The sequence below is a fragment of the Pseudomonas sp. Irchel 3E13 genome, from assembly GCF_900187455.1.
In the GTDB taxonomy this organism is placed as follows: Bacteria; Pseudomonadota; Gammaproteobacteria; order Pseudomonadales; family Pseudomonadaceae; genus Aquipseudomonas.
In genome coordinates, this window is sequence record NZ_FYDX01000006.1 from 364,759 (window position 1) to 387,068 (window position 22,310).

A 22,310-nucleotide genomic window follows, 5' to 3' on the forward strand; every position below is an offset into this window, starting at 1 on the left:
TCCATAACGCGGTGGAGTCAGCAAAAAAGGCGACCTCACTGTGGGAGTCGCCTTTTTGGTTGGGATTCATGCTTACAGCAGGTCGTACTGCTTGAGTTTCTTGCGCAAGGTGCCTCGGTTCAGTCCAAGCAGCTCGCTGGCCTTGGTCTGGTTGCCCTTGACGTAATTCATCACGCTTTCGAGCAGGGGCGCCTCGACTTCAGAGAGCACCAGGTTGTACACGTCCGTGACAGCAGCGCCTTCGAGGTGCGCGAAATAGTTGTGCAGCGCCTTTTCCACACTTCCGCGAAGGGTCTGTCCCTCTTCGCTGGGGGTATTGAGGTGCTGTTTCAGGTTGACGTTGTCGCTCACGGGCGTTGTTCCACTCACTAAAGTCTCGGTCATCATCGTCATGCGGCCACCCCTTGTCCGTCCTCTGTCTCAAGGCTCTGTTCACGTTCGCTGAAGAAAAGGCGAACGTCGGCGCATTGCGCGTGTGTGTCTTCCAAACGATTGAACCGGGCGCGAAACTCCTTGGCCCCCGGTAACGTTGCCAGGTACCAGCCAACGTGCTTGCGGGCGATTCGCACGCCCATCACATCGCCATAGAAGGCATGCAGCGCTGCCAGGTGCTCCAGCAGAATCCGTTCCACTTCCTCCAGCCCCGGCGCGGGCAGTGTTTCGCCTGTGCGCAGGTAGTGCTCTATCTCGCGAAAGAGCCATGGCCGGCCCTGGGCGGCGCGACCGATCAACAGGCCGTCGACGCCGGTGCTGTCGAGCACGGTCCGGGCCTTTTGCGGCGACGTGATGTCGCCATTGGCGAAAACCGGGATCGACACCGCCTGCTTGATGGCAGCGATGGTGTCGTACTCGGCTTCGCCGGTGTACAGGTCGGCGCGGGTGCGGCCATGGACGGCCAGCGCCTGGATCCCGGCCTGCTCGGCGATCTTCGCCACGGTCAGGCCGTTCTTGTTCGCCCGGTCCCAGCCGGTGCGGATCTTCAGGGTCACCGGGACATCCACGGCGGCGACCACCGCGTGGAGAATCTCGCTGACCAATGCTTCATCCTTCAATAAAGCAGAGCCTGCGGCCTTGTTGCAGACTTTTTTTGCCGGGCAACCCATGTTGATGTCGATGATCTGGGCGCCCAGCTCGACATTGGCCCGGGCCGCCGCGGCGAGCATCTGCGCGTCGCCGCCGGCGATCTGTACCGAGCGTGGCTCGGGATCGCCTTCGTGGATCATGCGCAGGCGCGACTTTCGGCTGTTCCACAGGCTCATGTCGCTGCTGACCATTTCCGACACCACCAGGCCTGCGCCCATTCGTCGGCAGAGCTGACGAAAAGGCTGGTCCGTGACCCCGGCCATGGGGGCAAGGATCAGGTTGTTTTGCAGTGTGTATGGGCCGATGCGTACCGCCGACATAGGAGTTCCCTGTTGTGGGGCCGGATCATTAGAGTTCGAAAAAGGGTGGGCATGATACCCGCTCTCGATGACCGGATAAAGATGAATCTGGATAAAATCTGAACAACTCGGCCGCTGGCGCGACCTGCTTCAAGTGGCATGCTTCAAGCGACAAAAGGCAGCAGGATCGCGTGCGATCGGCTCTTTCTTGCCGCTATAAGCTTGCAACTTGCGGCTGCTTTTACTCCGGGGAGCGGAAGCTGAGGCTGTAATTGACGGCCTTCGGGCCCGGATCGAGGATATCCAGGGCGATGTGGATCGGCGTCTGGCTGGGCATCTCGGCCTTGCCGGCCAGCTCGCCGCTGAGATACTCGGCGGGCTTGAAGCGACGACTGGCGATCAGTTGGCCGTTGAGGTCGGCGAAGCGCAGTTCCAGTAGCGGGAACGGCTGGGAGAAGGGCGCGCGGTTGTAGATGATCGCGTCCACCACCAGTGCGCCCTTGAAGTCAGGATGGCTGCGCACCACCAGATTGCTGCTCTTGATTCGGGCGATGTCGACCTTGGACGGCACCTCGCAGCCCAGTGTCGGGCAGACCTGCTGGAACCACGGGCGGTACTGGTCCTGGCGGGCCAGTTCGTCGAAGTGATAGGCAATGTATTGGCCGGCCAGCGCGGCGGCGGCCAGCAGGATCAGGAACAGCCACAGCAGACGCCGGCCCAGGTTGCTACGCGGCTTCTGCCAGTCCAGTTGCAGCGGGTCGTCGACCAGATCGACCAGTGATTCCTTGCGTGCCGGACGGTCGGGCTCGGCGATGGCGCCGAGTTCCGGGTCGCGCCGCTCGCTCAGCGTGGGCTCGTCGTCGTGATCGTTGCGTTGGTCTAGGTCGTCGTCATCCCGGGCCGACAGACGGGTGCCGGCATCCGGCAGGTCGTCGTCTTCGTCCGCGATCACGTGACTGCGCACGGGCGGGGTTTCTTCCGGCTCGGGCAGGTCCAGCGACAACGAAGGCTCGGTGCGGTCGCCCGGCGATGGCTGCTCGTCCGGCTCACGGGTTTCGAGTTGCAGTAGCGGCTCGTCCAGGGACGGCTCGTCCGGCTCGCGCTCCGACGCCGGGGTGCTGAACAGGCCAGCCTCCAGCAGATCGTCGTTGTTGGCATCGTCGCGCTTGGCGCTGAGGCTGTCTTCCCTGCGTGGGGCGGCGTGGAAGTCGACGCTCGGCTGGATCTCGCGCTGCTCCAGGCGGGCCAGTTCGCGGTCCAGATCGAGGTGGTCGAGGTCCAGATCGACGTTGCTCCAGCTCTTCGCCGGCGGGGCCGGCGCCGGCTCGGGAGCGGGCACAGGTTCTTCGACGGGAAGGGCGAGGGCTTCGACGGTTTCGACCGGCACTACCCGCTCAGGCTCGACCGCCTGCGGTTCATCGACGGGCGCAGGAGCGACCGGCGGTTGCTGGGCGGCGCTCTGCTCAAGCAACTGGCGGGCGGCGTTGAACACCTGCAGGCAGTTGCCGCAACGCACGACACCGCGGGCCACGCTCAGTTGATTGTGGCTGACGCGAAAGCTGGTCTGGCAATGCGGGCACTGGGTGACGAAACTGTCGGTCATGCGGCGATCCGGGGTGGGATGAGAACCAGTCTAGTGCAGTTAACGGCGGCGACCACTGATGCGTACCCAACCCTCACGCTCGGCAATCGGGTCCAGGTCGAAGTCTGCTGCGTAGGCCGCGGCCACTTCCTGGCCTTGCTCGGCGAGGATGCCGGAGAGCGCCAGCAGGCCGCCCGGACGCACCAGGCCGCTGAGTTGCGGCGCCAGCGAGACCAGCGGGCCGGCGAGGATGTTGGCCACCAGCACGTCGGCCTGTTGGGCCGGCATGTGCTCGGGCAGGTACAGCTCGAAGTCTGCTTCGGCAACACCGTTGCGCCCGGCGTTGTCACGCGAGGCTTCGAGGGCCTGCACGTCGATGTCGGTACCGACGGCACGGCGAGCGCCCAGCAGCAGTGCGGCGATGGCGAGAATGCCGGAGCCGCAGCCGAAGTCCAGGACCTGGGTGTCTTTCAGGTCCTGACCGTCGAGCCATTCAAGGCACAGCGCGGTGGTCGGGTGGGTGCCGGTGCCGAACGCGAGGCCCGGATCCAGCAGCAGGTTGACTGCTCCAGGTTCCGGCGCGGCGTGCCAGCTCGGCACGATCCACAGGCGCTGGCCGAAACGCATTGGGTGGAAGTTGTCCATCCAGCTGCGTTCCCAGTCCTGGTCTTCGATGACCTCAGCATGGTGCTCGGGCAACTCGGCGCCGGTCAGCAGTTGCAGGTGGGCGAACACTGCTTCCCGCTCGGCGTCGGCTTCGAACAGCGCCAGCAGGTGGGTGTTGGACCACAGCGGCGTGGTGTTCAGGTCTGGCTCGAAGATCGGCTGGTCTTCGGCGTCCATGAAGGTCACGGAAACCGCGCCCACTTCCAGCAGGGCGTCTTCATAGGTTTCGGCCTGTTCCGGAGTGATGGCCAGACGAACTTGTAACCAGGGCATTGGGGTACCTTCACCAGGGTGGTTCAGCGTAGTGCTGTGAAAGCCGGGCAGTGTACGCCAGCTAGGCCGCAAAGTGGATAACAGGCGGCGGGTGGCGTGGATCGATTGCGTCCTAACTATCTATTACCCGGCGCCTGTACCCCTGCCGCACGCTCGCTCCTTTCCTTCGTGAGGAGCCAGACAATGGAAAACAATCTGCAATCGTCTGCGGTGGCCGGAGCGTCGCTGGTGCAGGTAACCCGCTGGGCGACCTGGACCGAAGGTTTCTGGGCGGACCGGCTGACCTTCGCCGAAATCGCGGGTGATCACCTGAGGGTGCATCTGCGTACCTATTACCCGGAAGGTGATGTTGCGCCGTCGTTTCTCGAGGCGCTGTTCGAGGCGTTGCTGCAACGCCTGATTGATGGGCAGGTGGCCACTTACGACGGCAACCTGCGAGGGCCGCTGCGCTGGCCGCAAGCAGCGGACAGTGAAGCGGATGCCGAACGCTACGAGGTGCTGGTGCAGGTGATCGAAGGTGTCGCGGGCGGGGTGGTCGACGATTACCAGCGTGCGCTGCGGCAGCGCTGGGCGGCACGCCCGGACGACCTCGAGCCAACCTCGTCTGTCGGCAGTCTTTTCCTGCAACGGCTGGAGGCTCACTGCGCCAGCATTGATGCGTTGTTTCTGCCGGAGAGCCTGGAGCAACTGGATGGCGTGACCCTGGCGCAGCGTATCGAGGCGCTTGAGGAGCATTGGCAGGCGTCGTTCGAGGCCGGTGACGGACTGCCCGATGCCGAGCGCTCAATGGTTCGGCGCCTGACCCGTTCCGCCTTCGGTGACTGGTTCGCCGCGCTGGGCGAGGCCGACCTTTCGATCTTGCGCGCGTTTCAGCAACGCAGCCTGTTTCTGGAGGGGCAAGTCCAGCACTTGCTGGAGGACGTCACCTCGCTGCACGCCTTTGCCCGGCGAGCGATCATCGACCACGCGCGCGCCACGCTGGGTATCGATATCGAGCCGGATCGCCTGCAGGTGGAAACCCGTGGCAACGCGGCGTCTTCTCCCGTGGCTCGAGTCACTTCGCTGACGGCGCTGGTGGCCGAGGGCCCCTTTGCGCCGGGCCCGCAAAAAACCAGAACGCTACACCATGACCCCAAGGCGTCTCACGCGCCGCTCGCCCAGGCATTTCTGGAATCCTTGCTGCAAACCGTCGATCCGCGCGGCGAATACCGGGCGCGACTCAGCGAGCGCCATGACCACCCTGAACTGACGGTGGCGCTCCTCGATCTCTACGATGCGCGCTTGCAGCAGACCGCGTTTGTCGCGCGCTGCCGAGGGCACCTGAGTGCCGAGGGTCTGGAGCGGGTGCTGCGTATTCGGGAGTCCAACGGTGTCGCTGCGGCGGAGCCGGGCGAGAAGGTGGTCGGCGTTTCCTTGCTGCCGGATCTGCCGTTGGCGGATCTCCTGCTGTTTCATGTGCAAAAGGGCGATCAAGCACCGGAGTCGCTGGTGCTGTATGCGCCCGGCAAGCCCGATGGGCAGGTGTGGATCGAGCTGCCTTCCCTGCGGGCGGTGGCTATCGAGCTGGGTGGCTGGCTGGGCGATGAAGCCGGGCGTGAGTATCTGCTGGGACTGGTCGATGGCGTTCAGCGGCAGCGGGCCGAGGTGTTTTTCGACAAGGTCGTGGAGCGTGCCGACCACTGGGATGTTCAACGCGATCATCGCCGTGCACCGTTTGGCTACCGGGAATCCTGCGAGGCGCTCGTTGCCTTGCGCAAGGCTCATGATCTTTCCCGTGTGGAAACGCAGGAGGCGCCCGCCTGGTTCGGTGCGTTGCCCCTGGCACAGCGTCAGGTAATCGCCGGCCTCAACGAAGACCTGCACCTGCTCAACGATGCGCTGCAACAGGCGGTTGCCGGGCAGGAGACTTTTCAGGCGTTTGCCAAGCGCGCCATCACGGCTGACATCGATGCGTATCTGCGCGGGCACCAGATGGAGGGCGAGGTTGATCCGCAAACCATCCTGTTCGATTTCAAACCCGGCCTTGCCGATTCGACGCCCGGCATCACTCGCTCGCTGCTGGATCTGGCCATGTATGGCTACGACGACAACTGGGGACTGGATAACCCACACATGCCGGTCCGTTCTTCGGTCGGGCAGGACCTGAGCCAATTGCGGGCAGCGGAGTTGGCGCCGTATCTGCGCGGGGCTTTTCTGGGGGATCGTTTCGTGCAGTCGATTCGCGCAGGGTTCCTCGATTCGTCACAGCCGATCTACGCCGAGCGTCGGGCATTACGTCTAGCACTGGTCCAGGCAACGATGCGGCGGGATGTTCACGTCGCGCATGCCAAGGGTCGGCTGACGCCCTTGCAGTTGCAACGCCTGGCGAGTGCTGTCGAGGGGCTCTCACGGCGCCAGCCTGCGCGGGGGCGCGGGGCCGCGGAGGACGTTGCGACCAGCAGCGGCGTGTTCAGGCTCGCGATCAATGGGCGGCAGGCCGTTGGCCTTTACGTGTTCCGGGAGGTCGATGGCGGCGTGGCGCAGGACTGGCTGTACACGCCGCAAGCGCCGGATGGCATCGTCCTGCGCGACTACGGGCGTTTTACCGGCGCCGGTCCTGGCGCCCTGCAGGATTACTTCCTCTCGCACCTGCGCTATGCCGACCATCCGGCCGCTTCCCGCCGGCTCACTCAATTGGCCAAGGGCGAGGCGGCGCGTGATGCGCTGCGTGAGGCGAGCCGGGTCGAAGACTTTCTCGACGAATACGACGATTACCTGCAGCGCCACATCGATGATGTCGAGGCGGTGACCACCAGCCGTCACGACGTTATCTCCGAGCTGGTCGCCAAGGGACTGGTGTATGCCGCCCTGCCATTGAGCCTGGTGTTTCCGCCGCTGGGGTTCGTCCTTGATGCGGTCTTTGTGGTGCTCGGTGCGAGCAAGGCGATTACCGCGCACCGCGACGATGATGCGGCGGGCGCCCTGCAACATTGGCTCGATGTTGCCCTGGGGCTGTGGGGCGTCGCGCTGCCGGGCGCCTGGGTGGCGGTGCGGAAAACAAGACTTGGGGGCATCAGGTCGAGTGAGCATGCCGGGCGTGGAGTGTTCGACGTTCTGGATCAGCATCAGGCTTTGAAGAGCAACCCCGGAAACCTGCGCCGCCTGGAGCAGGACGGTTTGCTGGGCGGCCTGTACCAAGGCTCGTCAACCGGGCCCGACGGGGGACGGCTGCATATTCTCCACAAGGGCAAGTACTTCGAGGTGGTAGCAGATCTGGATAACCAGACGCTGCGCCTGGTCGATCCGCGCTACCCGGCGGCACAGTACAAAATGCCGATTCGCCGGGATCTTCGGGGGCGCTGGTCGTTCAATCCTCAGGTCGGGCTTCGGGGTGGCGGCAACGATGTTCACAACCTGGGGCAGATACGGCGTATCGCCGATGCGTTCCCCGCGCGGACCCGCCCGCTGCCAGCTCGCGGGGCGCTTCAGGGCGAGGGCGTGATCGCCCGGTTTGATGCGGGCGCGAGCGACAACTACCTGTATTCATTGAATGCCCAAAGCTGCGTGGTGGCGTGCCTGTACAACCCGACGACACGGGCGGGGGCGGTGATCCACGTCGATCACAACATCCGCGCACTGGTCGATGACGCCTTGTCCAGCGCGCTGGCGCGCATAGGCCGCGGCGCAGGACACGAGCCGGTCAGGGCCACGCTGGTAGGCGGCGATTGGTTGTCCGGTGGTGCGGATATCGGCGGGCCGCTCAGGTCGGCACTGCTGCGAAAGGGCATCCAGGCGAACTGGGATCACTGGTCCTATTCGTCGTGCATGGGCAACATTTACGGGGTCCGGCTCGATCTGGCCGAGGGTGCGACCACGGTGTTCACCACCACCCGCAATGCGGTGCAAGAGGTGGTCGAGCCGATCCTGCGCGAGGCCAGCCAGGGCGGCAGGGGGATGATGGCCCGGCGTGGCCAACGCTTCATGGCGCGCTTCCGTCAGGAGCCGCTGGTGCAGCGCTCCGACGGTTCGGTGCGTAATCTGGACGGCGCGCTCGCAAGCTCCGCCCTGGTCGATGCCCAGGCCTTGCTGCTGACCACACTGACCCGCTGAAAACGAAAAAGCCCCGCACGGAATACGTGCGGGGCTTTTTCCATTCGACCGCTGGAGGCGGCTGGCTCGTTATTCCGAGGCCAGCTTGTGTTCCAGGTAGTGAATGTTGACGCCGCCCTTGCAGAAGGCTTCGTCACGTACCAGATCACGGTGCAGCGGGATGTTGGTCTTGATCCCGTCAACCACGATTTCGTCCAGGGCATTGCGCATGCGCGCCATGGCTTCGTCGCGGTCTTTGCCGTAGGTGATCAGCTTGCCGATCAGCGAATCGTAGTTCGGCGGTACGGTGTAGCCGCTGTACAGGTGCGAATCGACGCGAACGCCGTTGCCTCCCGGAGCGTGGAAGTGCTTGACCTTGCCTGGGCTCGGAATGAACTTCTTCGGGTCTTCGGCGTTGATCCGGCACTCCAGGGCGTGACCGCGGATAACCACGTCATCCTGGGTGAACGACAGCTTGTTGCCAGCGGCGATGCTGAGCATCTCCTTGACGATGTCGATACCGGTGACCATCTCCGAAACCGGGTGCTCAACCTGCACGCGGGTGTTCATCTCGATGAAGTAGAAGCTACCGTTCTCGTAGAGGAACTCGAAGGTGCCGGCGCCACGGTAGCCGATCTCGACGCACGCCTGGACGCAGCGGGCGAAGACTTCCTGACGGGCTTTTTCGTCGATGCCTGGAGCCGGCGCTTCTTCCAGTACTTTCTGGTGACGGCGCTGCAGGGAGCAGTCACGGTCGCCCAGATGTACGGCGTTGCCCTGACCGTCGGAGAGTACCTGAACTTCCACGTGACGTGGGTTGGTCAGGAACTTCTCCAGGTAGACCATCGGGTTGCCGAACGCTGCACCGGCTTCGGTGCGGGTCAGCTTGGCCGAGGAAATCAGGTCTTCTTCCTTGTGCACAACGCGCATGCCGCGACCACCACCGCCACCGGCGGCCTTGATGATCACCGGGTAGCCAACCTCGCGGGCGATTGCCAGCGCGGTTTCTTCGTCTTCCGGCAGCGGGCCGTCGGAGCCCGGTACGGTCGGAACGCCGGCCTGGATCATGGCGTGCTTGGCCGATACCTTGTCGCCCATCAGGCGAATGGTGTCGGCTTTCGGGCCGATGAAGGCAAATCCGGATTTCTCGACCTGCTCGGCGAAGTCGGCGTTTTCCGCGAGGAAGCCATAGCCAGGGTGAATGGCGGTGGCGCCGGTCACTTCGGCCGCGGCGATGATCGCGGGGATGTGCAGGTAGGAATCCTTGGACGACGCCGGGCCAATGCACACGGACTCGTCAGCCAGGCCCAGGTGCATCAGCTCGCGGTCGGCCGTGGAGTGTACGGCGACGGTCTTGATGCCCAGTTCCTTGCAGGCTCGCAGGATACGCAGGGCAATTTCGCCGCGGTTGGCGATCAGAACTTTTTCCAACATCGCAGGCTCTCCGCGGTTCAAACGATGGTGAACAGAGGCTGGTCGTATTCAACCGGCTGGCCGTCTTCTACCAGAACGGCGTCAATGACACCGCCGATTTCGGCTTCGATGTGGTTCATCATTTTCATCGCTTCGACGATGCACAGGGTGTCGCCTTTCTTCACGCTCTGGCCGACTTCAACGAAGGCAGGCGAGGTTGGCGAACCTTTGCGGTAGAAGGTGCCGACCATTGGCGAGCGGATCACGGTGCCTTTCAGGGTTGGCGCGGCAGCGGCAGCTTCGGCAGCCGGAGCGGCGGCAGCGGCTGCGACAGGAGCCGGTGCAGGAGCGGCGGCCATTGGAGCCGGCGCGTAGTACTGCTGGGCTGGAGTCTTGCTGTGGCGGCTGATGCGCACGGACTCTTCGCCTTCCTTGATTTCCAGCTCGTCGATGCCAGATTCTTCCAGCAGCTCGATCAGTTTCTTGACTTTACGAATATCCATTAATCATCAACTCCCAAGGTTCGGTCAGGGGCGTATGAACGTGATTCAAACGTTCTTGTAAGCCTGGCGATGGCCAGGCTCGCGTTATTCAGGATTTTGCGGCGGCGGCCAGTTGTTCCAGGGCGGATTCCAGGGCCAGTCGGTAACCGCTGGCGCCCAGACCGCAGATCACCCCTACGGCAACATCCGAAAAGTAGGAGTGGTGACGGAACGGCTCGCGCTTGTGCACGTTGGACAAGTGCACTTCGATGAATGGGATGCTCACCGCCAGCAATGCGTCACGTAATGCGACGCTGGTGTGAGTAAAAGCAGCCGGATTGATCAGGATGAAGTCCACGCCTTCGTTGCGCGCGGCGTGGATCCGGTCGATCAGTTCGTATTCGGCGTTGCTTTGCAGGTATTGCAGATGATGGCCGGCGGCGCGGGCACGCTGCTCCAGGTCCTGGTTGATCTGCGCCAGGGTCACGGCGCCGTAGACACCGGGTTCGCGAGTCCCGAGCAGGTTCAGGTTGGGGCCGTGCAGCACCAGTAGTGTCGCCATCTGCGCATCCTTTGATTTTGTCGGACATAAATACAAGCGCGGCGACTATGCCGCAAAGAACCGAGCACTGTCCAGTTAACTGCAATAGCCAGCACGATGACCGAGATTCACGCAAAATATGTGACTATTTTGTTAAGTCCGGTCATTGGTAGCGGTTTTTTAATGGCCCCAGCAGTTATAGACGCAGATCGGCGCGGATGCGCTGCAAATGCTCAGCGAATTCCCCGGCGTTGGTCTCCCCGACCACCCTTGCCTCGGTTTTTTCGCTGCCGTTCGCCGCAAAGAACAACAGCGCGGGCGGGCCGAACAGTTGATAGCGATCCAGCAGGGCGCGTTGTTCGGCGCTGCTCTGGGTGATATCGAAGCGAACCAGTCGGTATTCCTTGAGCAATGGCAGCACGTTCGGCGCATTCAGCACCTCGTGCTCGATGACCTTGCAACTGATGCACCAGTCGGCGTACCAGTCCAGCACCAGCGGTTGGCCGGCGGCTTTCGCCTCGGCCAGCACCCGGTCCAGTTCGGCGGGGCTGCTGATGGTTTGCCAGGTGTCGCTCGCTGTTGGCTGCGCGGTCACGGCGTTGCCGCTGACCGGAAGTGGTCGCAGCGGATCGCTCTGGCCGCTGAGCGCGCCATACCAGCAGGCCAGGGCATAGACCATCAGCACCAGACCGAGCAGTTGTGCCAGACGCTGGCGCGGGGTTTTCGGGATGAACTCGAGGGCGCCGAGGAACAGCGCCACACCCGCGGCCAGCAAGCCCACCAGCAACAGCGTGATCTGGCCGGGCAAAACACGGCTGAGCAGGCCGATCGCCAGGCCCAGCAACAGCACGCCGATGGCGTTTTTCACCGTGACCAGCCAAGGCCCGCTCTTCGGCAGCCAGGCCGCGCCGCCCGTCGCTACCAGCAGCAGCGGGGCGCCCATGCCCAGGCCCAGGGCAAAGAGTTTCAGAGCGCCGCCGACGGCGTCGCCGCTGGCGCTGATATAGAGCAGGGCGCCGGCCAATGGTGCAGACACGCACGGCGAGACCAGCAGGCTGGAGACCACGCCGAGAACCGCCGCGCCCACCAGCGAGCCGCCTTTGGTATTCCCGGCGAGACGGTCCAGACGGTTGCTCACGGCTTGCGGCAGTTTCAGTTCGAACAGGCCGAACATGGCCAGGGCGAACGCCACGAAGAACAGCGAGAACGGCACCAGCACCCAGGCCGATTGCAGGCGTGCCTGCAGGTTGAGGCCGGCGCCGAACAGGCCCATCAAAGCGCCGAGCAGGGCGAAACAGGCGGCCATCGGCAGCACGTAGGCCAGCGACAGCGCAAGGCCGCGCCAGCCGCCGACCTGACCGCGCAGCACCACGCCGGAGAGGATCGGCAGCATGGGCAGCACGCAGGGGGTGAAGGTCAGACCGACGCCGGCGAGGAAGAACAGCAGCAGGCTTTTCCAGTTGCTCTCGGTTGCGACCGGGGCGCCGCTGGTAACCGGTGTTGCCGCGCCGACGCCGGCGATGCTCAGGCGCTCGGTTTCCGGCGGATAGCACAGGCCCTTGTCGGCGCAGCCCTGGTAGGTCACCAGCAGGGTGAACGGGCGTTTATCGTCGGTGCGCGGCAGGTCGATATCGAGGATGCCGTGGTAGACCTCGACATCGCCGAAGAACTCATCGTGCTTGGCCTCGCCCTGCGGCAATTGGGCGCTGCCCAGAACGATGTCGGCGGGTTCGGTGCGGAACTGGAAGCGGTGGCGGTAGAGGTAATAGCCCTCGCTGGCGACGAAGCGCAGCTTGATCCCTTGGGCGTCGCCCTGGATCAGGTTGAGCTTGAAGGCTTCGCGCACCGGCAGGAAATCGGCGCTGTTGTTCAGGGAAGAAGCGCCCAGTGTGGCGCTGGGGCGGCTGTCGAAAAGGCCGGTGGCCACGGCGGGCATGGCCAGGACCAGCAGCAGGAGGCAGAGCAGACGACGCATGATGGTCTCGCGGGTGCGGAGGTGGTCGCATGATAGCGGAGTCTGGGGATTGCTGTGTTGTTGAGGGCCGAACCGCAGCGATTAGGCCCGAAAGCCACCTACAAACGGAACGCCCGAACCGCCGTATTCAGCTCTCCACCAAGCCTCAGCAACTGCTCACCCTGATCCCGTCCTTCGCCGATCCGCTGCAAATTGTCCTCACCCAGACCATGAATCCGTTCACTGTGATCGCGGATCTCGCTGACCGCGCCGCTCTGCTGCGCGGTGACATCGGCGATGCGCTCGGCGGTGTCGGCGATGGTCTGGATCGCAGTGACGATTTCATCCAGCGCACCATCGGCGGCCTGGGCCTGATTGGCGGTGGCTTCGGCGTGTTCGAGCTGGGCGCGCATGCCGTCCACCGACTCGCGCGCCGCTTGTTGCAGGCGGGTGATGAGGGTCTGGATCTCCCCCGTGGCGCCTGTGGTGCGCTGCGCCAGTGAGCGGACTTCCTCGGCCACCACGGCAAAGCCGCGGCCCATTTCGCCGGCCCGCGCCGCTTCGATCGCGGCATTCAGGGCCAGCAGGTTGGTCTGCTCGGCGATAGCGCGAATCACCGTCAGGACGCCGCCGATGGTCGCCGACTCCTGGGCCAGTTCTTCGATCATCTGCGCGTTGCCTTGCACTTCGTCCACCAGCTTGCGCAGCCCGGTCAGGCTCTGGCCGATCACGGCCTGGCCCTGTTCCACTGCTTCACCGGCCTGACGGCTGGCGTCGGCGGCCTGGCTGGCATCGCCTGCGACCTGGACGATCGTGGCTTCCAGTTCACCCAGCGCATCGCGAATCTGCGCGGTATCGCCGGCCTGGCGCTCGGCGCCGTCGTGCAGGGCGCTGCTCATGCCGGCCAGGGCGTGGCTGCTGCCGGCGACCTGTTCGGCGTTATGACGGATGGTCCCCACCAGTTCCACCAGGTAGTCGCGCAGGCGGTTCAGGGAATCCTGAATGTCGTGCATCTCGCGGTTGCTGGGCGGCAGGGCGATCGGCTTGCTGAAATCGCCGCTGGCCCAGTCCGACAGCGCCGGGTCGAGGTTGGTCAGTACCCGCGCCAGACGCCGCTGCAGGCGGTCGATCACCAGGGCGATCAGCAGAATCAGAGCGATCATGACGCCTTGCATCAGGCGCACTTCGCTCTGGATCTGGGCGTGCTGGCTGCGTACGCCGGGCTCCAGATCGGCGATGGCCTGCTGCACAGCGGCGATGCGCGATTGAGTGGTAGCCGCCAGCTCACCGCGGCGCTGGATCTGCTCGCGGGTGCGTTGCAGTTCCGCAGGGTAGCGACTGATCAGGCTGTTGAGTTCGCGGCGCAGGCCGACGGCGGTGTCTTCGGCCTCGCTCTTGCTCTCGCTTTCCAGGCCCATCATGGAGGCGAAATCGTCGGAACCCGAGGCACTGGCTTCCTTGACCCCCAGCAGCGGCAGGCCATCGAGAATGCGCGCCTGCCCGGCAATCAGGTTGAGTTCCCGTTCGACTTCCTCGGCCAGCTCGCTGCGGCCGCTGCTGACCAGCTTGTCGCGGGCCAGGGACAGGCGACTCAGGTGCAGCCCGGCTTCGAACAGCGGCGTGGTATAGCGCGCCGCTTCGCTGTTCTGGCTGTTCTGGCTGTAGCGCAGCCACTGTTCCAGGTTGGCGCCCAGTTCGCGTTCGGCCTGCAACAGCAGGGCCTGCGGATCCCCGGCCAGCTTGCCGGCGGCCAACAGTTCGTTGCTGGTGAAGGTGGCCAGGCTGTCCAGGCTCGGGCGCACGCTTTGCGCCAGTTCGGCCGGCAGTTGGCCCAGTTCTTCCTGCAACTGCTGGGTGGCCTGCAGGGCCGTGGCATGTTGCAGGGCGTCGCCGCTGGCGAGGTAGGTCTGGATGTTGCGCGCCACCCCGTTCTGGAACTGCTGGGACAGGCCCAGGTAACGCTCCATCAGCAGATAGGGTCGCTCCAGCGCGCGTTGCGACCACCACAAGGTGGCGCCCAGGGCGAGGCAGACCAGGACCAGTAACAGGGTGTTCAGATTGGTGAGCAGCTTGAGGCGCATGTGCGTGACTACCAACGGCTGGATGGCAAGTCACTGAACTTATTGCGCTTTTATGACGGGGTTATGACGAAGCGGGCCACTTGGTCAAAAAAAGTGGCCATTTGATTTCATGTCTCGACCCGCAGCACCCGATTGCGCCCGGCGGCCTTGGCGCGGTACAGCGCTTCGTCGGCGGCGGTGGCCATGCTCAGGGCGTCGAGTTCGTCATTCAGTTCCACCACGCCGGCGCTGAAGGTGCAGAACAGGTCCTGCGGCTGAGCGGGGTAGTGGATCTCGGCGAAGCGCCGGCGGATCTCGTCGAGCACTTTGTGCGCGGAGCCGACGTCGGTGTTAGGCATGACGATGGCGAACTCTTCACCGCCGTAGCGGCCGATGAAGTCGGTCTTGCGCAGGCGTTGCTTGAGAAACAGCGCCAGGCTCTTGATCACCCGGTCGCCCATGGGGTGCCCGTGGCTGTCGTTGACCTTCTTGAAGTGGTCGATATCGAGCATGGCGAAGCTCAGCGGCAGGCTCTCGCGGCGGGCGCGGAAGCTGCAGTCTTCGAGCAGTTGTAGGATGTGGGTGTGGTTGTAGAGGCCGGTGAGGCTGTCACGAACCATCCGCGATTTCAGATTGCGGGCGCGGGCGGCGCGGTTGCGCACGGTGGTGATCAGGTGGCGCGAGCGGATCGGCTTGGTCAGGAAGTCGTCGCCGCCTTCGCTCATGGCGTCGAGTTGCTTGTCCAGGTCGTCTTCGGCGGAGAGGTAGATGATCGGCACGCTGACGTAGCGGTCGTTGTGGCGGATCACCTTGGCCAGCTCGGCGCCGGTGCAGGCCGGCATGTACATGTCGAGGATGATCAGGTCGGGCTGGAAATCGGCCAGCTCGGCCATGGTCTGGATCGGATCGGTGAGCGTGCGGGTGACGATGCCGGCATTGTTCAGCAGGCGTTCGGTGTGCAGGCCCTGGGCGCGGGAGTCGTCGATGATGAGGACGCGAAACGGCTCGTACTGGGCGACGCTGGTGAGCAGTTCGACTTTCTCCAGCAGGCTCGACGCTTCGAGGGTGCCGGTGAGAAATTCCTGGCCGCCGGCGCGCACTGCCGCGAGGCGGGTCGGGGTATCGGTTTCATGCAGGCTGAAGAACAGCAGCGGCACGCGCTGTTCCAGACCTTGCTGGGCTTGTTCCGCGAGCTTCAGGCCCTGGCCGGGACCGCCGAAATCCACGTCCATGACGATCGCCGAGGGCAGGCGCTCGCTCATCGACGCGTTGAAGGCGTTGGCACAGTCCAGCGCTTCCACGCCCAAGCCGAAGAACTCCAGTTGCTTGACCAGGCGCTCGGCCCGGTCATGGTCCTGAAGCATGATGTAGACCGGCTTGCGCAGCGGTGGCAGCGGCGTCTGTTCAAGGCGGTCGCCCTGACGCAGGCCGGTGCGCGACAGGCGCTGCATCAAGCGGTTGAGTTCGCTGATCAGGTTGCTGCTCAGCCGCGCGCTGTTGGCTTCGACCGCGTCCAGCACCTCGCCGATGGCGTCGGCCAGCAGGCTGTGTTCCGGTTGCTCGAAACGTACGGCGTAACGTTGCAGGCGCAGATTGGCCTCGCACAGTTCGCCCAGGTCGCCGGTGGACCATTCGCTGCGTTGCAGTCGCTGCCAGATCTCGAGGATCTGCCGGGCCTGATGAATGACCCGCTGGGCAAAGTGTTGCTTTAGTCGCTCGCGATTCGGGTCTTCTGGCTCGGTCATGTCCTGACTACTTATAAAGGTGAGGCAGTTCGAGTGATGGCTCTATGCTAGCACCACTTTCTGAGCAAACGAGTGCCCTGCATCAATTTTTTGACGCCGGAGAACAATTCAGTTCCTGACCCGTGAGTCGTTTATGCGATCCTCTGCCCTTGCTTTATAGTGCTGACACTCAGGCCGCCCCGGCGCCCGCGCATTTTCCGACAATCGTCGATGCGTCGGCACCAATGCCCGGAGGTTGCGGTCGAACCCTGGAAATGCCCCTGACCGATAAGGACAACGCCATGCTTGACTGGAAAAACCGTACGGGCAGCGCCGAAGCGCGCGAGGAGCGCAGCGCTGGTCGTTCCACGCCGAAAGACAGCTATTTCCGCGGCCTGCTCAGCCGTTCGCTGGCGGTAGTGATCGGCCTGTACCTGTTGGTGACGGTCGGCCTGGGTTGGTACTGGAGCGAGGAGCCGGCGCTGTTCCCCGTGCAGCAGAACGCCCAGATCGCCGCCGAGCAGAGCGGCCAGCAGATGGTGATCGGCTACACCACCATCGAAACCCTCAAGACTGTCGCCGGCACCCTGCTGAACAAGCCGGGCGGCTACATCTCCAACGACCGCTTCCCGCCGGGACTGTGGATGGACAACATGCCGAGCTGGGAATACGGCGTGCTGGTCCAGGTCCGCGATCTGTCCCGCGCCCTGCGCAAGGACTTCGCCCGCTCGCAGTCGCAATCGACCGAAGACGCCGATCTGGCCAAGGCCGAGCCGCGCTTCAACTTCGACAACAAGAGCTGGATCCTGCCGTCGAGCGAGTCCGAGTTCGAAGAAGGCATCAAGTCCCTGAGCCGCTATCAGGCTCGCCTGGCCGCCGCTGACAAGGGCGCGATCTTCTACACCCGCGCCGACAACCTGAACAACTGGCTGGGCGATGTCGCCACCCGTCTGGGCTCGTTGTCGCAGCGCCTGTCGGCCAGCGTTGGCCGGGTCAAGCTCAACAGCACCCTGAAAACCGAGGCGGTGGTCGCGGGTCAGGCACCGCAGCTGGATGAAGAGCTGGTTGAAACCCCGTGGATGCAGATCGACAACGTGTTCTACGAGGCCCGCGGTCAGGCCTGGGCGCTGTCGCACCTGCTGCGTGCCATCGAGGTGGACTTCGCCGACGTGCTGGCGAAGAAGAACGCAACCGTCAGCGTGCGGCAGATCATCCGCGAGCTGGAAGCTTCGCAGGAAGCGCTGTGGAGCCCGATGGTGCTGAACGGCAGCGGCTTCGGCATGTGGGCCAACCACTCGCTGGTCATGGCCAACTACATTTCCCGGGCCAACGCCGCAGTCATCGATCTGCGCCAGTTGCTGTCCCAGGGCTGATGAGCATCAGCGAAGCGGAGGCGGCGCATCGGGCCGCCTCGGACCTGGAACGGGTTGCCTGGGTCGATGAGGACGACCGCCTGCTCGGCGAGTTGCCGCGCGCCGAGTTGCGCGAGCGTGGCCTCATCGGCCGCTGCACCTTCATCCTGCTGTTCAACGGCGCCGGTCAGTTGTGCGTTCATAAGCGCACGCTGAGCAAGGCCATTTATCCCGGCTACTGGGATGTGGCCGCGGGCGGCATGGTCGCGGCGGGCGAGGAATACGCCGACTCGGCGGCGCGGGAACTGGCGGAAGAGCTGGGGGTGAGTGGCGTCGAGCTGCGCGCCCATGACCACTTTTTCTTCGACCAGCCGGGCAACCGGCTCTGGTGTTCGGTGTTCTCGGCCGTCTGGGACGGGCCTTTGCAGCTGCAGCCGGAAGAGGTCAGCGAAGCCCGTTTCGTCAATCTCGAAGTGATCCGCGAAGAGTCCCGCCACCTGCCGTATTGCCCCGACTCCCTGGCTGCCCTGAACCGGGTTTTCGACCGTCAAGCCTGACGTCGCGAAAATCGCCCAAAATGGCGCAGTTCTGTACTTAGCAACCGGCGCATTTGCCGTTACACTGCGCGGCCTTTTTCACCCTGCCGCGACCCGCTCACGGCAGGTGCGCTGCCCCTGCCAGAGTGGGGCTTCGCGGTCGATGTCCTGCCAGGGACAGCGACCAGTTTTTGTCCTCAACACAGAGGATCAAAAGTGGCCAAGAAAGCCTCATCATTTTCCGCCCTCGGCGGCCTGGTGTTCTCCACTGATGCAGGTCGGCACTGTCCGGACTGCAGCAAACCCATCGATGCCTGCATCTGCAAGCAGACGGTCATCCCCGAAGGTGATGGCATCGCCCGTGTGCGCCGCGAAAGCAAAGGTCGCGGCGGCAAGACGGTGACCACCATCAGCGGCGTCCCGCTGCCAGCCGAACAGCTCAAGGACCTCGCCACCACGCTGAAACGGCGTTGCGGCACAGGCGGCGCGTTGAAAGACGGCGTCATCGAAATCCAGGGCGACCATGTCGAGTTGTTGCTGGCCGAGCTGATCAAGCAGGGTTTCAAAGCGAAAAAATCCGGCGGCTGATCGCCTGCCTCGCTCTTGCGTGTCCGCAGCTTGTGCAGGGCGGGCGCAGGGCCGAGGCCCCCGGGACTTTTCGTCCAGCGTCTAAACTCGTTGCCTTGTGAGGGGTCTATGCCTGAACAGGGAAAATCGTCATTTTCATTTTTTACACTGCGCCATCCCGCTTGGCCGGTGTTACCTGACTTTCTTGAATAGGGGACTTCGATGTCCGTACGACGCACACGCAAAGACGATGGCAGCCAATGGACCGTGGCCGATAGCCGCAGTGTTTATGGGATTCGCCATTGGGGCGCGGGATATTTCGCGATCAATGAAGCGGGGCGTGTCGAAGTTCGCCCCAATGGCCCGGGCAGTGCGCCGATCGACCTGTTCGAACAGGTCGACGAACTGCGCAAGAGCGGCCTGTCGCTGCCACTGCTGGTTCGCTTCCCCGATATCCTGCAAGACCGCGTTCGCCAACTGACCGGCGCCTTCGACGCCAACATCGCGCGCCTGGAATACCAGAGCGAGTACACCGCGCTGTACCCGATCAAGGTCAACCAGCAGGAAGCGGTGATCGAGAACATCATCGCCACCCAGAATGTTTCCATCGGCCTGGAAGCCGGCTCCAAGCCGGAGCTGCTGGCGGTGCTGGCGCTGGCGCCGAAGGGCGGTACCATCGTCTGCAACGGCTACAAGGACCGCGAGTTCATTCGCCTGGCGCTGATGGGCCAGAAGCTCGGCCACAACGTCTTCATCGTCATCGAGAAAGAGTCGGAAGTGGGCCTGGTGATCGAAGAGGCCGCCGAGCTCAAGGTCAAGCCGCAGGTCGGCCTGCGTGTGCGCCTGTCGTCGCTGGCGTCGAGCAAATGGGCTGACACCGGTGGCGAGAAATCCAAGTTCGGCCTGTCCGCGGCGCAACTGATCTCCGTGGTCCAGCGCTTCCGTGATGCCGGGCTCGACCAGGGCATTCGCCTGCTGCACTTCCACATGGGCTCGCAGATCGCCAACCTGGCGGACTACCAGCACGGCTTCAAGGAAGCCATCCGTTACTACGGCGAACTGCGCGCGCTGGGCCTGCCGGTCGATCACATCGACGTCGGCGGCGGCCTGGGCGTGGACTACGACGGTACCCACTCGCGCAATGCCAGCTCGATCAACTACGACATGGACGACTACGCCGGTGTCGTGGTCGGCATGCTCAAGGAATTCTGCGACGCCCAGGGTCTGCCGCATCCGCACATCTTCTCGGAAAGCGGTCGCTCGCTGACCGCGCACCACGCCGTGCTGGTGGTGCAGGTGACCGACGTCGAGCGTCACAACGACGACGTGCCGGAAATCGAGAACAAGGAAAGCCTGCCGGAAACCGTGCAATGGCTGGTCGACCTGCTTGGCCCGACCGATATCGAGATGGTCACCGAGACCTACTGGCGCGCCACCCACTACATGAGCGACGTGGCTGCGCAGTACGCCGACGGCAAGATCACCCTGGCCGAGAAAGCCCTGGCCGAGCAGTGCTACTTCGCCGTCTGCCGGCGCCTGCACAACTCGCTCAAGGCGCGTCAGCGTTCGCACCGCCAGGTGCTCGACGAACTCAACGACAAGCTCGCCGACAAATACATCTGCAACTTCTCGGTATTCCAGAGCCTGCCGGACACCTGGGCCATCGGCCAGGTCCTGCCGATCCTGCCGCTGCATCGCCTGGATGAAGAACCGCTGCGCCGCGCGGTGCTGCAGGACCTGACCTGCGACTCCGACGGCAAGATCAACCAATACGTCGACGAGCAGAGCATCGAGACCAGCCTGCCGGTGCATGCGGTCAACGAGGGCGAGGACTACCTGCTGGGGATCTTCCTGGTCGGCGCCTACCAGGAAATCCTCGGCGACATGCACAACCTGTTCGGCGACACCGACTCGGTGAACATCTACCAGAACCCGAACGGCAGCGTGTACCACGCCGGTATCGAAACCCACGACACCATCGAAGACATGCTGCGCTACGTGCACCTGTCGCCGGAAGAACTGATGACCCACTACCGCGACAAAGTCGCCAGTGCGCGCATCAGTGCCCGTGAGCGGACCCAGTTCCTCGACGCACTGCGGTTGGGGCTGACGCGGTCTTCGTACCTGTCGTCGTAATATCGCTGGTGTGAAACGGCCCGCCCTCGGGATTCCGGGGGCGGGCCTTTTTTTGGGGCGTCAGGTGCTTGCCAACAGCTTTGTTGCGCTCGATCTTGAGGGTGCTAAAAGTCTTCCGGCATACGCCTGACTACTGCGCAAACCACCCATCCCGCCGCTGCAACCACCACCCCATTGCCCCCAGCGTCACCCCGCGCAAGGCCATGAACAACAGAAACGCCAACCACAACCCATGATTCCCCAGGTCGCTGGCGAACCAGGCGAAGGGCAGGGCGATGACGACGCTGAGCAACATGGCATCGCGCATCTCGCGAGCGCGGGTAGCGCCGATGAACAGGCCATCGAGCAGGTAGCTCCAGACGGCAATCAACGGCCGCAGCGCCAGGTACGGCAGGTATTCGAAGGCGGTTTCGCGAACGCTGGGGATGTCGGTCTGCATCTGGATGAACAGGTGCCCGCCGAGCAGGAACAGCACGGCAAACCCCACGCTGGCGATCAGTGACCAGCCACCGGCGATCACCAGTGAACGGCGTAACGCCGGACGGTCGTGAGCACCGATGGCGTGGCCGCACAGGGCTTCGACGGCGTGGGCCAGGCCGTCCAGCGCGTAGGCGGTCAGCAGCAGGCCATTGAGCAGCAGGGCGTTGGCGGCCACGGTCGCTTCGCCCATGCGCGCGCCTTGCACAGTGATGAGGAAGAACACCCCTTGCAGCGCCAGGCTGCGGATAAAGATGTCGCGGTTGACGCTGAGCATCGGGCGCCAGCTCTGCCAGCGCGCCAGCAGCGGCCAGATGACGTGGCCGGGAAACGCGCGTAATGACGGTCGCGTCAGCGCCAGTCCGATCAACGCCGCGGCCCACTCCGCAATCACCGAGGCCCGCGCCGATCCGGCCACGCCCCAGTCCAGCCCGAGGACGAACCACAGATTGAGAACGATGTTCAGCAGGTTGGTGGTCAGCAGGATGATCAGCGGCGCGCGGGCGTTCTGCGTGCCGAGGAACCAGCCGACCAGGGCGAAGCTGGCCAGCGCCGCCGGCAAGCCCAGCAGGCGGATCCGGAAAAACTGCAGAGTGCCTTGCTCCAGCTCCGCGCCGGGCTGCATCAGGCCCACGGCGAGGTGACTCAACGGGATGGCGAGCAGACCGAGCAACAGGGCGAAAAACAGCGCCAGCAACAGACCCTGAACCAGCACCTGGCGCAGCGCCGCGCCGTCGGATCGCCCGGCGGCCTGGGCGGCGAAACCGGTCGAGCCCATGCGCAGGAAACCCAGCACCGACACCAGCAGGGTGTACAGGCTGGCGCCCACCGCCACGGAGCCGAGCTGGTGGGCGTGGGGCAGGTGGCCAATCACCGTGCTGTCGACCAGGGCCACCAGTGGCACCGAGATGTTGGACAGGATCATCGGCGCAGCCAGGGCCCAGACCTTGTGGTGGGTGGGGCGGTGGCGCCAGTCGGCGAAGAATGAGGGCATGAAAAGTCCTTGATGTGACTGAGGCGCAGTCCTCGTTGTGAGCAGGTTCGCTCCTACAGAAGGGCAGCGCAGCAGCCTGAATCGGCACATTCTACCCACCTCG

The 22,310-nt window shown here is 64.1% G+C and carries 16 protein-coding genes; 5 read left to right on the plus strand and 11 right to left on the minus strand.

Features of this window, described 5'->3' with window-relative positions; all coding sequences use genetic code 11:
- Positions 1-72: 72 nt before the first annotated feature.
- The 4 genes from fis to prmA all read right to left on the minus strand — a co-directional run bounded on the left by fis (position 73) and on the right by prmA (position 3,903).
- Entirely contained in the window at positions 73-393 is a 321-nt protein-coding gene (fis, locus tag CKW37_RS12730; protein WP_003186237.1) for a DNA-binding transcriptional regulator Fis, read from the minus strand.
- Complete coding sequence (dusB, locus tag CKW37_RS12735) at positions 390-1,403, minus strand: tRNA dihydrouridine synthase DusB (protein ID WP_095156033.1); 1,014 nt, start codon at positions 1,401-1,403, stop codon at positions 390-392. Before dusB ends, fis begins: the two co-directional genes overlap by 4 nt.
- Positions 1,404-1,623: 220 nt before the next feature.
- Positions 1,624-2,985, minus strand: coding sequence for a DUF3426 domain-containing protein (locus CKW37_RS12740; protein WP_095156034.1), 1,362 nt, complete (start codon positions 2,983-2,985; stop codon positions 1,624-1,626).
- Between the two features lie 39 nt (positions 2,986-3,024).
- The gene (gene prmA, locus CKW37_RS12745; protein ID WP_095156035.1) at positions 3,025-3,903 is read right to left on the minus strand and encodes a 50S ribosomal protein L11 methyltransferase; all 879 of its coding nucleotides are present in this window, start codon (positions 3,901-3,903) and stop codon (positions 3,025-3,027) included.
- A 183-nt stretch (positions 3,904-4,086) separates the two neighbouring features.
- Between prmA and CKW37_RS12750 the strand changes: the two genes are divergently transcribed.
- Positions 4,087-7,992 carry a dermonecrotic toxin domain-containing protein gene (locus CKW37_RS12750; RefSeq protein WP_095156036.1) on the plus strand — a complete coding sequence of 1,302 codons (3,906 nt, stop codon included), beginning with the start codon at positions 4,087-4,089 and terminating at the stop codon, positions 7,990-7,992.
- Between the two features lie 69 nt (positions 7,993-8,061).
- On the opposite strand, the gene accC is transcribed toward CKW37_RS12750, so the two are convergent.
- The 6 genes from accC to CKW37_RS12780 form a co-directional block, all read right to left on the minus strand.
- A complete protein-coding gene (gene accC, locus CKW37_RS12755) occupies positions 8,062-9,405 on the minus strand; it encodes an acetyl-CoA carboxylase biotin carboxylase subunit (protein ID WP_095156037.1) in 1,344 nt (447 codons plus the stop codon).
- Positions 9,406-9,422: 17 nt separating this feature from the next.
- Positions 9,423-9,887 (minus strand): acetyl-CoA carboxylase biotin carboxyl carrier protein, encoded by a 465-nt coding sequence (gene accB, locus CKW37_RS12760; RefSeq protein WP_095156038.1) that lies wholly within the window; start codon positions 9,885-9,887, stop codon positions 9,423-9,425.
- A gap of 88 nt (positions 9,888-9,975) precedes the next feature.
- The gene (gene aroQ, locus CKW37_RS12765; protein WP_095156039.1) at positions 9,976-10,428 is read right to left on the minus strand and encodes a type II 3-dehydroquinate dehydratase; all 453 of its coding nucleotides are present in this window, start codon (positions 10,426-10,428) and stop codon (positions 9,976-9,978) included.
- A gap of 175 nt (positions 10,429-10,603) precedes the next feature.
- Positions 10,604-12,382 (minus strand): protein-disulfide reductase DsbD, encoded by a 1,779-nt coding sequence (locus CKW37_RS12770; RefSeq protein ID WP_095156040.1) that lies wholly within the window; start codon positions 12,380-12,382, stop codon positions 10,604-10,606.
- Between the two features lie 98 nt (positions 12,383-12,480).
- A complete protein-coding gene (locus tag CKW37_RS12775; RefSeq protein WP_095156041.1) occupies positions 12,481-14,442 on the minus strand; it encodes a methyl-accepting chemotaxis protein in 1,962 nt (653 codons plus the stop codon).
- 107 nt (positions 14,443-14,549) lie between these two features.
- Positions 14,550-16,166, minus strand: a complete 1,617-nt coding sequence (locus CKW37_RS12780) for a diguanylate cyclase (protein WP_095156042.1) — start codon at positions 16,164-16,166, stop codon at positions 14,550-14,552.
- A gap of 281 nt (positions 16,167-16,447) precedes the next feature.
- On the opposite strand from CKW37_RS12780, the gene CKW37_RS12785 reads away from it, so the two are divergent.
- The 4 genes from CKW37_RS12785 (at position 16,448) to speA (ending at position 20,736) form a co-directional block, all read left to right on the plus strand.
- Complete coding sequence (locus CKW37_RS12785) at positions 16,448-17,518, plus strand: DUF2333 family protein (protein ID WP_095156119.1); 1,071 nt, start codon at positions 16,448-16,450, stop codon at positions 17,516-17,518.
- On the plus strand, positions 17,518-18,054 hold the full coding sequence (locus CKW37_RS12790; RefSeq protein WP_095156043.1) for an NUDIX hydrolase: 537 nt from the start codon (positions 17,518-17,520) through the stop codon (positions 18,052-18,054). Before CKW37_RS12785 ends, CKW37_RS12790 begins: the two co-directional genes overlap by 1 nt.
- 195 nt (positions 18,055-18,249) lie before the next feature.
- On the plus strand, positions 18,250-18,621 hold the full coding sequence (locus CKW37_RS12795) for a translation initiation factor Sui1 (RefSeq protein WP_095156044.1): 372 nt from the start codon (positions 18,250-18,252) through the stop codon (positions 18,619-18,621).
- 201 nt (positions 18,622-18,822) lie between these two features.
- A complete protein-coding gene (gene speA / locus CKW37_RS12800; RefSeq protein ID WP_095156045.1) occupies positions 18,823-20,736 on the plus strand; it encodes an arginine decarboxylase in 1,914 nt (637 codons plus the stop codon).
- Positions 20,737-20,866: 130 nt separating this feature from the next.
- Here speA and CKW37_RS12805 read toward each other — a convergent pair whose 3' ends face one another.
- Positions 20,867-22,207: an MATE family efflux transporter gene (locus tag CKW37_RS12805; protein WP_095156046.1), complete on the minus strand. Its 1,341-nt coding sequence runs from the start codon at positions 22,205-22,207 to the stop codon at positions 20,867-20,869.
- Positions 22,208-22,310: the final 103 nt, after the last annotated feature.

What these genes read in the sequence shown, in the direction of transcription:
- CKW37_RS12790 (WP_095156043.1), top strand. Translation starts at nt 17,518, where the DNA reads ATGAGCATCAGCGAAGCGGAGGCGGCGCATCGGGCCGCCTCGGACCTG.
- CKW37_RS12785 (WP_095156119.1), top strand. Translation starts at nt 16,448, where the DNA reads ATGCTTGACTGGAAAAACCGTACGGGCAGCGCCGAAGCGCGCGAGGAG.
- CKW37_RS12805 (WP_095156046.1), bottom strand. Translation starts at nt 22,207, where the DNA reads ATGCCCTCATTCTTCGCCGACTGGCGCCACCGCCCCACCCACCACAAG.
- accC (WP_095156037.1), bottom strand. Translation starts at nt 9,405, where the DNA reads ATGTTGGAAAAAGTTCTGATCGCCAACCGCGGCGAAATTGCCCTGCGT.
- CKW37_RS12750 (WP_095156036.1), top strand. Translation starts at nt 4,087, where the DNA reads ATGGAAAACAATCTGCAATCGTCTGCGGTGGCCGGAGCGTCGCTGGTG.
- CKW37_RS12740 (WP_095156034.1), bottom strand. Translation starts at nt 2,985, where the DNA reads ATGACCGACAGTTTCGTCACCCAGTGCCCGCATTGCCAGACCAGCTTT.
- prmA (WP_095156035.1), bottom strand. Translation starts at nt 3,903, where the DNA reads ATGCCCTGGTTACAAGTTCGTCTGGCCATCACTCCGGAACAGGCCGAA.
- dusB (WP_095156033.1), bottom strand. Translation starts at nt 1,403, where the DNA reads ATGTCGGCGGTACGCATCGGCCCATACACACTGCAAAACAACCTGATC.
- CKW37_RS12775 (WP_095156041.1), bottom strand. Translation starts at nt 14,442, where the DNA reads ATGCGCCTCAAGCTGCTCACCAATCTGAACACCCTGTTACTGGTCCTG.
- aroQ (WP_095156039.1), bottom strand. Translation starts at nt 10,428, where the DNA reads ATGGCGACACTACTGGTGCTGCACGGCCCCAACCTGAACCTGCTCGGG.
- fis (WP_003186237.1), bottom strand. Translation starts at nt 393, where the DNA reads ATGACGATGATGACCGAGACTTTAGTGAGTGGAACAACGCCCGTGAGC.
- speA (WP_095156045.1), top strand. Translation starts at nt 18,823, where the DNA reads ATGTCCGTACGACGCACACGCAAAGACGATGGCAGCCAATGGACCGTG.
- accB (WP_095156038.1), bottom strand. Translation starts at nt 9,887, where the DNA reads ATGGATATTCGTAAAGTCAAGAAACTGATCGAGCTGCTGGAAGAATCT.
- CKW37_RS12780 (WP_095156042.1), bottom strand. Translation starts at nt 16,166, where the DNA reads ATGACCGAGCCAGAAGACCCGAATCGCGAGCGACTAAAGCAACACTTT.
- CKW37_RS12770 (WP_095156040.1), bottom strand. Translation starts at nt 12,382, where the DNA reads ATGCGTCGTCTGCTCTGCCTCCTGCTGCTGGTCCTGGCCATGCCCGCC.